Annotated in this window: 11 protein-coding genes; 9 read left to right on the top strand and 2 right to left on the bottom strand. The window is 38.5% G+C overall.

All coding sequences use genetic code 11. The features are described 5' to 3' along the window. Positions 1 to 201 precede the first annotated feature (201 nt). The 9 genes from ACT29I_RS23405 to ACT29I_RS23365 all read left to right on the top strand — a co-directional run bounded on the left by ACT29I_RS23405 (position 202) and on the right by ACT29I_RS23365 (position 12,128). A complete protein-coding gene (locus ACT29I_RS23405) occupies positions 202 to 1,911 on the top strand; it encodes a glycoside hydrolase family 2 protein (protein ID WP_444794575.1) in 1,710 nt (569 codons plus the stop codon). Positions 1,912 to 1,913: 2 nt separating this feature from the next. Then, entirely contained in the window at positions 1,914 to 3,068 is a 1,155-nt protein-coding gene (locus tag ACT29I_RS23400) for a glycoside hydrolase family protein (RefSeq protein WP_444794574.1), read from the top strand. Between the two features lie 11 nt (positions 3,069 to 3,079). Continuing rightward, positions 3,080 to 6,238, top strand: a complete 3,159-nt coding sequence (locus tag ACT29I_RS23395; RefSeq protein WP_430933358.1) for a glycoside hydrolase family 2 TIM barrel-domain containing protein — start codon at positions 3,080 to 3,082, stop codon at positions 6,236 to 6,238. Positions 6,239 to 6,271: 33 nt separating this feature from the next. Further along, complete coding sequence (locus ACT29I_RS23390) at positions 6,272 to 6,883, top strand: transposase (protein ID WP_444794573.1); 612 nt, start codon at positions 6,272 to 6,274, stop codon at positions 6,881 to 6,883. A 20-nt stretch (positions 6,884 to 6,903) separates the two neighbouring features. Then, a complete protein-coding gene (locus ACT29I_RS23385) occupies positions 6,904 to 7,980 on the top strand; it encodes a glycoside hydrolase family protein (RefSeq protein WP_444794572.1) in 1,077 nt (358 codons plus the stop codon). A gap of 21 nt (positions 7,981 to 8,001) precedes the next feature. Continuing rightward, complete coding sequence (locus tag ACT29I_RS23380) at positions 8,002 to 9,105, top strand: glycoside hydrolase family protein (RefSeq protein WP_444794571.1); 1,104 nt, start codon at positions 8,002 to 8,004, stop codon at positions 9,103 to 9,105. 167 nt (positions 9,106 to 9,272) lie between these two features. Continuing rightward, on the top strand, positions 9,273 to 10,715 hold the full coding sequence (locus tag ACT29I_RS23375) for a sulfatase family protein (protein ID WP_444794570.1): 1,443 nt from the start codon (positions 9,273 to 9,275) through the stop codon (positions 10,713 to 10,715). A gap of 121 nt (positions 10,716 to 10,836) precedes the next feature. Beyond that, complete coding sequence (locus ACT29I_RS23370; RefSeq protein ID WP_430933353.1) at positions 10,837 to 11,400, top strand: hypothetical protein; 564 nt, start codon at positions 10,837 to 10,839, stop codon at positions 11,398 to 11,400. Positions 11,401 to 11,615: 215 nt separating this feature from the next. Further along, the gene (locus ACT29I_RS23365; RefSeq protein ID WP_444794569.1) at positions 11,616 to 12,128 is read left to right on the top strand and encodes a hypothetical protein; all 513 of its coding nucleotides are present in this window, start codon (positions 11,616 to 11,618) and stop codon (positions 12,126 to 12,128) included. 79 nt (positions 12,129 to 12,207) lie between these two features. Here ACT29I_RS23365 and ACT29I_RS23360 read toward each other — a convergent pair whose 3' ends face one another. Together ACT29I_RS23360 and ACT29I_RS23355 are read right to left on the bottom strand one after the other, a co-directional pair. Beyond that, positions 12,208 to 12,834, bottom strand: a complete 627-nt coding sequence (locus ACT29I_RS23360; RefSeq protein ID WP_430933351.1) for a LysE family translocator — start codon at positions 12,832 to 12,834, stop codon at positions 12,208 to 12,210. A gap of 199 nt (positions 12,835 to 13,033) precedes the next feature. Next, positions 13,034 to 14,539, bottom strand: a complete 1,506-nt coding sequence (locus tag ACT29I_RS23355; RefSeq protein WP_430933350.1) for a hypothetical protein — start codon at positions 14,537 to 14,539, stop codon at positions 13,034 to 13,036. Positions 14,540 to 14,845 lie beyond the last annotated feature (306 nt).

Here is a 14,845-nt window from a genome sequence, read left to right as displayed (position 1 = left end):
CATCACAAAGGTGTGAAATAATGCAAGTCAGCTTTGCGCCGGAAACTAGTTGTTCAAATATAATATGCCAATAGATTTCTATCTGTTTAGCAGGCTAACAACTCAACCTTATGTTTAGGCTTAAGCCATTTTAAACTGAATATATTGCACGGGATAAATCCCGTGCCTAGTTATATGATAACGGTGAAAAATTAATTAACTATGAAATTCATCTACACATTAATAATTGCATTTGGAATTGGATTCTTTGGGAATGCCCAAACGCAAAAACAATCCTTAAACGGACAATGGAACTTTTTAGCTTCCAACTCCAAAATGGAATATGAGGTTATCGCCAATTACAAAATCGACTGGGATACTATATCTGTTCCTGGAAACTGGGATACTCGTGAGAGAAATTCTGAGTATGTTGGTAAAGGATATTATCAGCGTGAGTTTAATATTCCATCATCATGGAAAGGTAAGCAGATACGCATTCAGTTTGGAGCTGTGTATCAAACTTCAAAAGTATGGGTGAATGGTCATTTCTTAGGCGAGCATGTAGGTGGCTACTTACCTTTTGAATATAATATTACGAACTATATAAATTATAATCAACCCAATAAAGTGTTGGTGCGTGCTGATAATACATACAAACGTGGGGCATGGTGGGCCTGGGGTGGAATTAGCCGTGATGTTACTTTAGCATGCAATGAAGATGTTCGTATGGTTTATCAGCATATTGCAGCTATTCCTGATTTTGAAGCGAACCAGGTAAAATTCATTCTAAAATATAAAGTTGAGAATAACTCGTGCAGAAACTACAAAGGGCGTATTATGTCCGAAATATCGAATATACCAAACCCTATCATTACTAAAATATCTTTGGATAGTCATCAGACTAAAGTTGAGGAAGTGACTTTTGAAAAGGAACTTACCGATTTTCAACTGTGGGATTTCGATAACCCAAATTTGTATACCTTAACCAGTAAACTGGAAATTAAAGGGAAGGCGGTCGATTCTGATACCGATAAGTTTGGTATTCGCAAGTTGGAGGTTCGTGGTGAACAATTGTTCTTAAATAACACAGCTGTTAGAATGAACGGGCTCAATCGCGTTCATGACCATCCCAAGTTTGGGAATACAGAACCCGACCATTTGGTAAAGCAGGATATGCTCGATATTAAATCATTGGGATGTAATTTTGCCCGATTGATGCATGCTCCGTTATCCAAAAACTTGCTGGAGGTATGTGATAGTATTGGGTTTTTAGTGATAGAAGAAATACCTGTTTGGGGTAATGACGATCCGCAATCATTTCCTGATAATCCACTTACTAAAAAATGGTTAAGCACCTTGGTGGAGCGTGATTTTAATCACCCTTGTGTGGTGGGTTGGAGTATGGGTAATGAATTGCGGGATTCTGTTCCTAACTGGGGCAAGAAACTTCTTACCACACGTCAGCACGATTATATCGCCTCCATGTTGGATTATATCGATGAACTGGACACAACACGCTTAAAAACGTATGTAAGTCTTACTTGCTACAGCCAGGGTGTAAACCTCAGCAACGAACCAATCGATAAGGTAGATTTTATTTGTTTGAATTCATATGGTAACTCAGCAAAGGCTGTCCGAACAACACATGAGAACTTTCCTGGTAAACCTATTTTTTTATCTGAGCTAGGGAGAGGTCAAATTGGCCCGGCACCAAACTCAAAATTGCAAGATGATTTAGTGGGTTATATGAACGAAATGAAAACATACCCTTACCTAATCGGCATCTCTTACTGGTGTTATAACGATTATAGAAGTAATTATAAAGGAACGCCTGAATCGGGATTCCGGGAATGGGGGATTGTTGATGAGCAAAGAAAGAAAAAAGCAGCATATCAGCAGTTAAAAGAGGTATATAAAAGCTGGAATAAATAAAGATGATACGAAATTACATGATCTTTAATTCGATACTGGTTATTCTACTCTTTTGGAGTTGTTCCCCTAAAAAGACTCCGGCTACTAAAGATTTGAATATTGGTGCTTTGGTGCAGCCAGTTAGCGAAAAACACAAACTCATCAGCCAGGATTATCATATCTGGGGCGCTTCAGTTTTGAAGGGTTTCGATGGGAAATACCATATGTATTACTCCCGTTGGAAATATGAGCTGGGACATATGGGCTGGGTAACTGATTCGGAAATAGCTTACGCTGTAGCCGAAAAAGCAGAGGGGCCTTACCATGATGTTAATGTAGCCTTACCCGCAAGAGGTAAGGAGTTTTGGGACGGGACTACAACGCACAACCCTACTGTTTTTAAAAAGGATGGTAAGTACTATTTGTATTACATGGGAACTACATCGCCTGTTAAAGCCCAACAACCCACCTCAATGAAAAATAAAGACTGGTGGATTTACCGCAACAATCAGCGTATTGGTGTGGCGTGGGCAAATGGTCCGGCAGGACCCTGGCACAGAATGGACAAGCCAGTTATCGATGTAGATGAAGATCCAAGTGCACCAGATGCATTGATGACATCCAATCCTGCCATTAATATAGCCCCTGATGGGAGCATATTTGCCGTTTATAAAGTGGTAGGTAAGCAGAATGGATGGCAGCCTGTGGATATGAAAAACGACGATAGTTACCAGGTGTCTAAAGGTAGTCGTGTGCGTTATATGGTGGCTTTTGCCGATAATCCGCTGGGCCCATTTAAAAAGCATGACGAAACTATTTTTGAGATGCCAGGTTCAGAGGACGAACATATGATTGCTGAAGACCCCTATGTATGGAGTCAGGACGGTAAATACTACGCCATTGTATGCGACATAAAAGGAATATTTACAGGTGATAAAGGGGCATTTGCGCTTATGGAATCGGGGAATGGGTGCGACTGGAATCAGGCAAAACATCCTTTGGTGCTGCCTAGCCGGGTATTAAAGGATAATGGAACCCGAACAGAATATAAATTAGAAAGACCTCAATTATTAGTTGAAGATGGCGTTCCCACTTTTTTGTTCGGAGCCTTGGGCATAACTGTTAACAATGTTCATCGCGGGCACGCATGTAATTTAAGGGTTCCTTTAAACAGATAAAAAATACGACTATGATAAAAGCTACAAAACTGATATTATTAGCCTGCATGATATTCTGCACTAATATAAATGCACAAACAGGCGAAGAAAAAGTTTCGCTTAATGGTCACTGGAAATTCTATGCTATTTATGGAGAAGGTTCCAATTACATGAACATTCAAGAGACGAAAAGTGATATTGTGATTGACAACAATGATCCAGGTGTTGAAATGCAGGGTAATTGGAAGACATTGAAAACAGGAGCCAGAGAGTCAAAGTTTTACGGAAAGGATTATAAGCAACATTATTTTTCCTTAACCGACCTGAATGGAGGCGATAAAGCAGATAGTTCGTATTTTCGGTTTTTTCCCAACTTAAAAAAATCAGGATACTACGAGACCTTTGTAAAATATCCTTTTTCATCACACCTCACGGCCCAGTGCAATGTAAAACATGCTAAAGGTGTTTCAACAAAATTTGTGAGTCAAAGGGTTTTTTGTGGAGAATGGAATAGCCTGGGTATTTATGAATTTAACAAAGCTGATAATAACTATATAGAATTAACGGCCATTGTGAGTGGCGCTGTGGCAGCTGATGCAGTCATGTTTAGGGAAATTTCCAAAGAGAAGTATCTAAAGGCCAAAGAAGAACCCACGCGTGTTTATTTAAGTGATTTTGACGATTCGGATTGGAGCAATTTGGCTGTTCCGGGACATTGGGGTATGATCAATGATTATTCAAACTATACAGGTATTGGCTGGTATCGTAAGATTCTTGATCTTCCTGCAAACTGGAAACAGAATTCAAATGAAAGATATTACCTGAAATTTGGCGGTGTTTATCATCTTTCAAAAATTTATCTCAACGGAAAGTTTATTGGAAAAAACAGGGGCGGATTTACCCCTTTTGAATTTGATGTGACCGATGTTTTAAATTTCAATGGAAAAAATGTGATCGCTGTTCAAGCCGATAATAGTGCAATTGTTGGTGCAACATGGAACTGGGGAGGTATCATAAGAGATGTTACTTTAACCAAAAACAATGATGTTAGAATAAATTATCAATATATACATGCAGACCCCAATCTGAAAACAGGTTCCGCAAACCTTAAAGTAAAGGTGAGAATTGAAAATAATTCTAGTGAGAAAAGAATCCTTAAAGTTAATTCCAAAATAATGGATAAAGCCAAAGTTGGGGCTTTAAAAGGTACTGTTGAAATTGAACCCAATAAGGTAAAGGATATACACTTAGAAACGGTTTTGAAATCTAAAAATGTAGAATTATGGCACTTTGACAATCCTAAATTGTATCAAATTGAAACTACCATCTCCGAAGGAAAAATGGTATTAAATAAAAGACTGGATAATTTCGGGATACGAAAAGTTGAATTGACAGCATCTAAAATGTTATTGAATGGTGAACCCGTTCGTTTGGCTGGTTTTAACAGAGTGAGTGAGCACCGTTTCTGGGGTTCTTCTGAACCTATAGAATTGTTGGAGAAAGATGTTGACCTGATGAAAGAAGCAGGAGCAAATTTTATGCGTATCATGCACGGGACTCAAAATAAAAAGCTGATTGATTTATGTGATAGAAAAGGGATTTTACTTTTCGAAGAAATCAATGTGCGAGATTTAGATAATGATGAATTCAGAGCTAGCTACTACCCGGTTTCTAAGTTAGAGAAAGAAAAAGGGATTAAGCTTAATAGTGAAGATGAAGAAATATTAATGCTTGACGAGCCCTACGTTATGCTTACCGAAAAGCATGGAATAGAGATTAAAGAAAAGAACTATTTTTTGGCTAAATATTGGTTGAAAGGTATGATTGAACGAGACATCAACCATCCCAGCATAATTGGTTGGAGTGTAGGTAATGAGCTAAATAATCACTTTTATTATGGTAAAGCGGCTATTGAATATGTAAAGAAGGAACTGGATCCATACAGGTTAGTTACCTGTGTAAGTAATTCGGGACAAAAAAAGGAATACACTCCAGAAACCGACGCAAACACGCATGTAGATTTAATCATGCATAACATGTACCGATGGCAGGGAGATCCGCAGGAAATAATAACTACATTAAGAACAAAATGGCCCGATAAACCAGTTTTTATTTCTGAATTTGGTTTCGACCCGTTCCCCTCAACCGCACTGGATTCGGATAAAGAAATTTTTTCGGAATGGACGAATAATTTCAGACATAAAAATGAATTTGTGATTGGAACATCCATGTGGACATTTAATGATTACAGGAGCGGGTATGCAGGAACAACCGCTGAAGAAAACAGGGTGTGGGGAGTCATTACTTCCTGGAGACAGAAACGCAGGTTGTTTCCACGCATTAAAAGGGAACATGCCCCTGTTTTGGATATTGAAGTTACAGATATCGATTTTGAGAAAAATACGGCTGACGTGCGCATGCCCGTAAGAAGTGCCAGTGATTATCCCAGTCACGCCATGCGCAACTATAAATTAGTTTATCAATTTAGAAACAGTAAAGGGGATGTTGTTTCTAAAAACGCTATTGATTTACCCGAAATACAGCCAGCGGATAAAGAATGGAAAGGCTCAATTTCGTGGAAAGATTTGCCATCCGACATTATAGATTTTACCGTTAGCCTGGTAACACCAACCAACTATTCAAGGTTAGATAAAACTATTTCATTTCAACAGGCGATAACACCAGAAATATCAGAAATTATTCCAGGTAAAAATGCAGTGAGAATACTGTTTAATCAGGTGCCTAATGCCACGGAATATTTCGTCACGTATTCGGCTAATGGTGTCGATGTAAAAGAATCCTACAAAACTGTGGATAGCTATATAGATGTTATGGGAATTGAGGAAGGTAAAAAATATGAGTTCCAACTGTATGCTATTAACGACAAAGGAGTTAGTAAGCCGTCAGAAATGGTTAAAGCAACAACAAATCAAAATGCATTGCCCCCAATTATTTGGGATTCATTTATTACCGATAATAAATTGGTGATTGGTTATTCCAGTGATTTTAATGATGGTAATTATACCATAAGGTATGGTGTTGCAAAGGATATGTTAGATAAAGAATTTACCTCAAATGTAAGAGGTATGGTATCCATCGATTTAAAGGGAGAAGAAAAGGTTTATTTTAAGATGAAGCGAGAAACGGAAACTGGTGAGAGCGTGTGGTCAGAGGTGGTTGAGGTTAAATAAGGAATTATACCAGGTTTAATGGTAAATTGTAATATGACCGATAAATTTCAAAATAAATACAGAATTGAATCCACAAGATTACAGAATTGGGATTATCGATGGAACGCACCCTATTTTATAACCATTTGTACCAAAGACAGAGAACATTATTTTGGAAAAATACAGAACAATAAAATGGAATTGTCATCCACAGGTGTAATTGCCGATATATTATGGCAAGAAATAACAAACCATTCCCATAATATTGAATTAGGTGAATTTGTGGTAATGCCCAATCATGTGCATGGTATTTTAATTTTAAATGATTGTACAAACGATAATGACGTGGATGGACGTAACGTGGACGAACGTAACGTAGAGACAGGGCATGCCCTGTCTCTACAATCACAACAACAATCAATGCCATCATCCGACAATCAAACCATTGGTAAAAATCGTTTTCAAAATATTGGTAAAAATTCCGTGTCATCGGTTATTGGTTCATATAAATCGGCGGTTACCAAACATGCACATCGGTTGGGGTACAAATTTGCATGGCAAACACGTTTTTACGACCACATTATTCGCGATAATGCTGAACATCATCGTATTGCAAATTATATTAATAACAATCCTGCAAATTGGGGAAAAGACAAATTCCGATGATAAAAATCAAACAAAAAAACATGAAACATTTAATTACAATAATCACAATTCTGATAATGGTTTCATGTCAACAGGAACCAAAACAAACCAGCATCAAAATCAAATTGGGTAAGGTTGCCAACCATTCCATTTTTAGCGGAGGTGATTCAATAACCCATTGGGGAGGATCTTTAGTTAAAGGTCAAGATGGCCTCTATCATATGTTCTATTCGCGTTGGAAGAAAGATTTGGGATGGGCCTGGGTTACGCATTCAGAAATTGCTCATGCTGTCTCCGAGTCTCCGTATGGTCCATTTAAACATAAAAATATAACCTTACCTGTTCGGGGAGAAGAATACTGGGATGGCTTATGCACCCATAATCCAACCGTTCATAAATTCAATGGTAAATATTACCTGTATTATATGGGAAATACAGGAGATGGAAAAAATCCTTGTTCTCCCGGTAAATTAAAATACAACTGGATGCATCGCAATAATCAGCGAATTGGTGTTGCTGTAGCTGATGATCCTAATGGTCCTTGGAAACGATCTGATGATCCATTGATTGATGTTAGCCCCGATAGCACTGCCATGGATGCTTTATTAGTGAGCAACCCATCGGTTACCCAACGTCCTGATGGTGGTTTTATGATGGTTTACAAAGCGGTTGGCAAAAAGAAAAAAAGGATATCAGGAGGACCGGTAGTACATTGTGTGGCCACATCGGATAGTCCGACTGGACCTTTTAAAAAATATGATTTGCCGGTATTTACGGCCGAGGGACACGATTTTCCAGCGGAGGATCCTTCCATATGGTTTCAGGATGGAAAATACAGAGCCATCGTAAAAGACATGCATGGAGCTTTTACCAAAGCTGGCCAGGCATTGGTACTGTTTGAATCCGAAGATGGTTTTGATTGGAAACTGGCTGACAACTCATTGGTTTCGAAGTTACAGATAAACATGGCAAGTGGTGAACTTATAAAATTAAAACACCTTGAACGTCCTCAAATATATAGAGAAAACGGTAAGCCGATTGCCTTATTATGTGCAGCGGATACTATGGATTCAAATGGTGTGTTACATGCCTGGAATGTTCAAATTCCATTAAAATAATAATTCTAAAAAGTTATAAAAATGAAAAATGTACTATTTGTACTCATTATGTTTGCCCTGATTTCTTGTCAGTATAAAACAGAACAAATTCCTGATTATAAAATTGAATTCGGAAAGGTAGCTAAACATTCCGTGTTTAGCGGTGGTGATACCCTTAGTCATTGGGGTGGCTCGGTTGTTAAAGGACAAGACGGATTATACCACATGTTATACTCACGCTGGCCTAAACAAATTGGCTGGGAATGGGTGAACTATTCGGTAATTGCCCATGCCACTTCTAAATCTCCTTTTGGGCCATACAAACACGTTGATGTAGCTTTACCGGATAGAGGTACTGAATACTGGGATGGTTCTGCCACACATAATCCAACAGTGCATAAATTCAATGGCAAATATTACCTGTACTATATGGGAAACATTGGTGACGAAAAGATTGTGAGTGTTCCCGGAAAGGCACGCATTAACTGGATGCACCGAAACAACCAGCGTATTGGCGTGGCGGTTGCTGATGATCCTAATGGTCCGTGGAAAAGATTTGATAAACCAGTATTGGATATTACGCATAACGACTCTACGGCTCACGATGCTTTGATGACTTCGAATCCTTCAGTTTGCCAAATGGCAGATGGTAAAATACTAATGGTTTATAAGGCGGTAGGAAAGAAATTTCCATTACCCCAAGGAGGTCCTGTAGTTCATTGTGTGGCTATCGCAGATTCTCCTACCGGTCCGTTTAAAAAATTCCCGGATCCCGTATTTTTAGAGGAAGGCGTTCGTTTCCCTGCAGAAGATCCTTATATATGGTATGCAGATGGTAAATATCGTGCTATCGTAAAATTCATCAAACACGAAGGTAAAAAACGTATCTTCTCTTTGGTACACTACGATTCTATGGATGGAATCGATTGGCAGAAAGCGAAAAACTTTGAAATTTCTGATCGTAGTTTCACCTGGGAGGATGGTACTACCCAACAGTTCGACCACCTGGAACGACCTCAGGTTTTGGTTGAAGATGGTAAGCCCATTGCTTTAATTTGTGCAGCAGACACCTACGATGAGAATCATGTACGTCAGTCGTTTAACGTGCAAATTCCTTTAATTATAAAGAAAGAATATAAGAAGTAGACAAAATTCAGTATAAAAAGCGAATTGCTTCCAGGCATCCTCGCTCTAGATAAACGAAAACGTCATGTAAGTCAGCTCTTCCCTTGGCGCTGAAACCGGGGAAAATACTCAGCTACAGGCGGAGGATGGGGGTCTTAAAATATTAAATTGCAACAAAACCATTAATTATGAAACTAAAATCAATTATCTCTTTTATGATGCTTCTTGCGGCTGTTCTTCACATTTCGGCCCAAAAGAAACCCAACATCCTTTGGATTTATTCCGATGATATAAGCCTGGAACTTTCCTGTTATGGTAACCCTGACGTTAAAACGCCTAACCTTGATATGTTGGCATCCCAAGGAACAAGATATACTAAAGCCTATACCACAGCCCCGGTTTGTTCTTCAAGTCGTTCTTCCATCATCACAGGCATGTACCCAACGGCTATTAACTCTCTCGATCATCGTACGATCAACAAAATGGAGCTTCCTGAACATGTAAAACCGGTAACCGAATACTTTAGAGAAGCAGGTTATTTCTGCTCCAACATGGATAAGTCCTTTAAAAAGATGGGGAAAACCGATTTCAACTTTCTAACCAAAAACATTTTTGATGCCATTGACTGGCAGGATAGAGATAAAGACCAGCCATTTTATGCACAGGTAAATATTAAATATCCTCATCGTGATTTCGATTATGACAAGGAAAATCCGATTGATTACAAAACAGTAACATTACCAGCATGTTATCCCGACCATGAGCTTATTAAAGCAGATTGGGCCATGTACCTGGAAAGCATTCAGCACTTAGATCATGTAATCGGAAACATCATCCAACGCCTAAAAGACGAAGGAGCATGGGAAAATACTATTATATTTTTCTTCGGAGATAATGGACGACCTCATTTACGCGATAAACAGTTTTTATACGAAGCAGGACTGCATGTGCCGTTAATCGTTTACAATCCATTTAAACCTGAAAAAAATAAGGCAAGTACGAAGTTGGTTAGTATTATCGATGTGACAACTACTTCACTTGATTTGGCAGGAATTAAAGTGCCTGAACATATGCATGGTAAGATATTTATGGGGGATAATTCAGAAAAACGTGAATATATTTATGGTTTTCGCCAGCGATGTGGTGATGCACCAGATAATATCAGAAGTATTACGGATGGTCGCTACAAATTAATTTGGAACAGAAGACCCGATCTTCCTTACATGCAGTTAAGTAGTTACAAGCGATTGCAATATCCGGCATTTACGGTTTATAAGTATCTTCACTCAAAAGGAGAGTTAGCAGCACCTTTTACAAATTTTATGGCAGAAGAAAGGCCTGAGTTTGAATTCTATGATTTGAAAAAGGATCCTATGGAGTTCAATAATTTAAGCGGAAGTCTTAAACATGCTAAGAAAGAGAAGGCGCTAAAATGCCAATTAATATCAGCTTTAAAAGAATTCGAAAAAGGTATGGTAGAAGAAGATGAAGCTACCATCACCAAAGCCAAAGAAGGATCGGTAGCCTGGTTTACCAAAGCGATGGCCAAAGAAGGTTATACAGGTAAGATTAGTGATGAAGAAATGATGGAATTTTGGTATCAAAAGCTCCTGAATAAGTCGTTTAAATAGCTAATGGCCATTAATACACAATTTGCCGGGTGATTATTTATGATTGACTAATACTCACCCGGTGTTTTATTTATAATTCTTTCTAAATTTGGAGACCTAAATTAATTCTACCTTAATCAGGATGTCTATTATAACACATAAGCAATTATTCTTCTATTTATTTATAGGTCTATTTAATATGGCTTGCTCAGCTTCCGATACCTCAAGTTCTTTATGGGAACACCTTCCATATGAATCCCAATTAGATGGTTCAAAAGGAGTAAAAGCTGAGTTCGTGAAAGAAACTCATAAGAAGACGCTTTATATGACCAATAGCCAAACAAGTAAATATAATTGGTGTTCTATCATTTCACCTGAAGAAGGATGGGATTTAAACGAATCAGCATTTATTGAAGCTCAGTTCACCAATGTTGGAGATTCAGAAATAGAGCTTTTGTTTTGGGTTCATGCCAATAAAGGATGGGATGCGGTGGCCTCCAGTGCGACTTTAATTCCAGGAGAAAGTCAGACCTTATCTTGTAACTTGTGGGAGGCTTTCCCCGATGGTACACCGAAGATTAACCCGTCTTGTATCGATAAAATTCAGTTTATGTTGGTGAATGCAAAAGCGGATGCCAAATTAGTGGTAGGTGGTTTAAAAGCCAAAGGTATAGCTAAGCCGTTCCAAGCTCCAAAAGAAGATTAGAAGTGCCGGATATGGAAATGGCCAAACCTGAAGCAGGGAGAAGAGTGACGTATTCGCTTCCCTAAGAAGATAAAATATACGGATTATTATACCTACCTAATAGTTGGACGCCTGAGAAGACATATCCCTTAATCGTCGAATTTCCGGGTAATATTTTTTATAACACGGGTTGTTATTCAACGGGACGACCGGAGCAATGCACTATTGGTTATGGAATGAGCAAAGGAGAAAACGCGATTTGGCTTAGTTTACCTTTTGTCGCAGACAATGGTGTAGAGATTGCTGAAAGTGGTTGGGGAAATCCCGAGCATACCGCTGATTTTGCTTATCGCCTGGTAAAACGAGTATGCAAGGAATTTAATGCCGATGAAGAGAAAATTGTACTGACCGGTTTTTCTCGTGGCGCTATAGCCTGTGGTTTTATTGGTTTAAGAAACGATTCTATTGCCTCCCTTTGGAAAGGTATTCATGCCTGTCAGCATTTTGATGGCGATGGATGGGGAAAAACTAAAATGGACGATGCATTAGAAAGGTTAAAAAGGGCTAAACATATTCCTCAATTTCATACCGACAATAACAATCAGCAACCTAAACGGATGTTTCAAGACAATGGAATTGATGTTGTTTTCGAAAACTCAGGTCTGGGAGCTCATGCGTGTGCTATGTTTTTGGATGATAGGGAATCAACTGTTAAGCTAAGGGAGTGGTTCAACAAATTGCTAAAGTAGTTAAATTACCCAGGTTTTAAATTTTGAGAAAGCCTAAAGCTAGTTTTTGGAGGTTTAATGGGGTGCATTTCTGATTATGCTATTTCAGATATTTTATTCCTTCATAAATAAACATTAATGAAAAAACTAACAAGGCCGCACCTAATACCTTCATAATCCAACCATAAGCCTTCTGCCCCATAAATACTTTGGTACGAGAAACAATAATAGCTATAGTCACCTTTGAACCAACCAACATCACATAAAAAGAGCTCATAAATATGATGGCGTTCTGCAAACTTATTTCATAAGCCTTAAACAACAACGGAATACCCACTGTAGCCCAAAAGAGATATGGGTGCGGACTTAAGGAATTGGTAATAATTCCTTTTTGTATGGACTGCGATTTTTCATCTACTATTTTCAAGTTAAGTTTCTTGGTTTTTATAGATTCATATCCCAGGTATGCCACAAATGCACCGCCAACAAATGAAATCATGCCCAAAACAAGATCGAATTGTGAAAGTTCCTTGAATATAAAAAGGGTAATCAGTATAATGGGCAGATCAGTTATTAACGGAGATAGCGCAACTTTAATGCCTTCTGATTTATTATACTTTATCGTCTGTGTCAATACCAAGGTTAGCAGCGGTCCTGGCGATAAACCCGCCGAAAGACCTAGAAGTATACCCATGGATAAAAAATGAAAAGTGTTTTCTGTTAGCATTTAAGGATGAATTTAAAGCGTATCTGAAAAAATATAATGTGGAGTTTGATGATCGAGATGTATGGGATTAATGGCTTCTCTCATCGATACAGACTTCACGCCTGTGGCGCAACAATATTATCTCCTATTCCCCTAGGGCTTGCACCCTAGGCTAATTACTGCACACCTCCCGCTCAATCCGGACATGTATTGGGGCTCTCTACCCATACCAACGTCTTCTACGACCATTTAAGTTATTCAAAACATCGATTGTTGTATTTACATTGTTAACCACCTGGAAATCGAACATACCCACACAAATAAAATCAGCTCCATTTTCAAAGGCCCAGTTGAAACCATCCTCAGGTTTTATGGCTCCTGCTGCCAATACTTTAAACCCCATGACAGGAACCTTGGCATTATTTACGAAATCGATTGTTTTTTCGGGATAAGAACAGAAAAGGTTATCATGATACATATCGTGTTCTTTGTTCCTTCCTCCCATCACTTCAAACGAAGATCGGTTTTCCTTTGGGTGTGCCGACCAATATTGATCGTGGTGCATGGTTTTCATCCAATAATCTGGAATGATACCTGCATTCTCACACTCAACCAGGGCTTCCAAAGCATGAGCACCTATTCCTGCAGTATATCCTTGACGTCTGATTTCATCCACCATTTTATCTACCATGGTAATTTTACCGTCCCGAACCAGCACATCGGTTGAATTTCCAATGATCTGAATAATATCTACACCATAATCAATGGCTTTATTGATGTATACAAACGGGTTATCCTTATTGTGCCCAACCTGCGAGATAACCTTGATTTTACTTCCGGTAACTCTTTTATATTTCTGCATGGTTGCATTTGTAGGATAACCAATATTGATGGTATTTATCCCAGCCTCCTCAGCCAGTTGAAGTGTTTCAAATATCTTGGCTTCGGTATTATAAGCTCTGAACAAGCTCGAAACATAAATCAGGTCGCGCGAATGCGACCACCCTCCTATCAGGTTTCCGCCCATCACCAATCTACTGATTTCGTGCGCTCCAATTTTCCCTTTGGGCAGTTCTCCCTTTAACTCACTTATATCCGCTTTACCAATTTTAATGGTGGCTCCCGAAAGTGTATCAACTCCATATTTATTGTTTTCGTGTATAGCACCAACGCCAAATACACCTAAAACAGGAACAGTTATCAGGTTTCTAAGCGCTTCACGCCTGGAACTGTCCCTTTCATCATTACTTACTTTTTCCATATTACTTTTATGCGAAAATAACACAGACGATAAAGCAAATATCCCATAGCCCTTTTCTTTTATACTCAGTAATACAGCTAATATTGAAGCCTCTAAAAATATTCGGTTCACGATATAAAGGTTTCCTTCTGTAGCTCCAAACAAAGTTCCTCCAAATGGAGGATAGGCAAAATAATAAAGGGTTAACAGTAGAATAGCTGAAATAGAAGAAATACGAATGGCTACCCCCAGAAAAAGACTAAATCCGATAAGAACTAATCCATACATGTTTGCAAGATCAACTACTTTTAACAAGGTTTCGGATTCACCTAACCCATGGTAAAAGTCTGAAAAAGGGCCAGTGGCCCCCATTAAGTAGGAAGCAGCGCTCCAGTCTTGAATTACTATTTTTGAGATACCTTCGTACAAGAAATGCCAACCAATAGCTATCCTTACTGTTGTGATTGTAATCTTTTTCCAGTTCACGATCTATGTTTTGGGGTTTATCAATTTTGTCGTCATTTCTCTAAGTTATAAATATTAAGTGTTCTTCCATATGAATTAGGTAAACTAAAGATGGTTAGGATTTAAAAATATATCATGAAACGATGAATCACGAGCACGCACATTAGCGCCTTAATTAAACCCGCAATATGCATTAGAAATTCTATTACACATTGAAATTACTTTGAAACAAGACACTTCGTTGCATCACTTCAACTCACCAGAACGATGCTCCCGAAAGTAATCAACGATTTTATTTAGCAAGAATACATTACACTATTTAAATCT

Source organism: Saccharicrinis sp. GN24d3, assembly GCF_052400645.1.
Taxonomy (GTDB): domain Bacteria; phylum Bacteroidota; class Bacteroidia; order Bacteroidales; family Marinilabiliaceae; genus Saccharicrinis.
The sequence above is the reverse complement of the archived record's forward strand: the minus strand, read 5'-3'. Positions and strand labels throughout refer to the sequence as shown.

Coding starts and splice junctions, on each gene's coding strand:
- ACT29I_RS23380 (WP_444794571.1), top strand. CDS start 8,002: ATGAAAAATGTACTATTTGTACTCATTATGTTTGCCCTGATTTCTTGT.
- ACT29I_RS23390 (WP_444794573.1), top strand. CDS start 6,272: ATGACCGATAAATTTCAAAATAAATACAGAATTGAATCCACAAGATTA.
- ACT29I_RS23395 (WP_430933358.1), top strand. CDS start 3,080: ATGATAAAAGCTACAAAACTGATATTATTAGCCTGCATGATATTCTGC.
- ACT29I_RS23400 (WP_444794574.1), top strand. CDS start 1,914: ATGATACGAAATTACATGATCTTTAATTCGATACTGGTTATTCTACTC.
- ACT29I_RS23385 (WP_444794572.1), top strand. CDS start 6,904: ATGAAACATTTAATTACAATAATCACAATTCTGATAATGGTTTCATGT.
- ACT29I_RS23405 (WP_444794575.1), top strand. CDS start 202: ATGAAATTCATCTACACATTAATAATTGCATTTGGAATTGGATTCTTT.
- ACT29I_RS23365 (WP_444794569.1), top strand. CDS start 11,616: ATGAGCAAAGGAGAAAACGCGATTTGGCTTAGTTTACCTTTTGTCGCA.
- ACT29I_RS23370 (WP_430933353.1), top strand. CDS start 10,837: ATGTCTATTATAACACATAAGCAATTATTCTTCTATTTATTTATAGGT.
- ACT29I_RS23360 (WP_430933351.1), bottom strand. CDS start 12,834: ATGCTAACAGAAAACACTTTTCATTTTTTATCCATGGGTATACTTCTA.
- ACT29I_RS23375 (WP_444794570.1), top strand. CDS start 9,273: ATGAAACTAAAATCAATTATCTCTTTTATGATGCTTCTTGCGGCTGTT.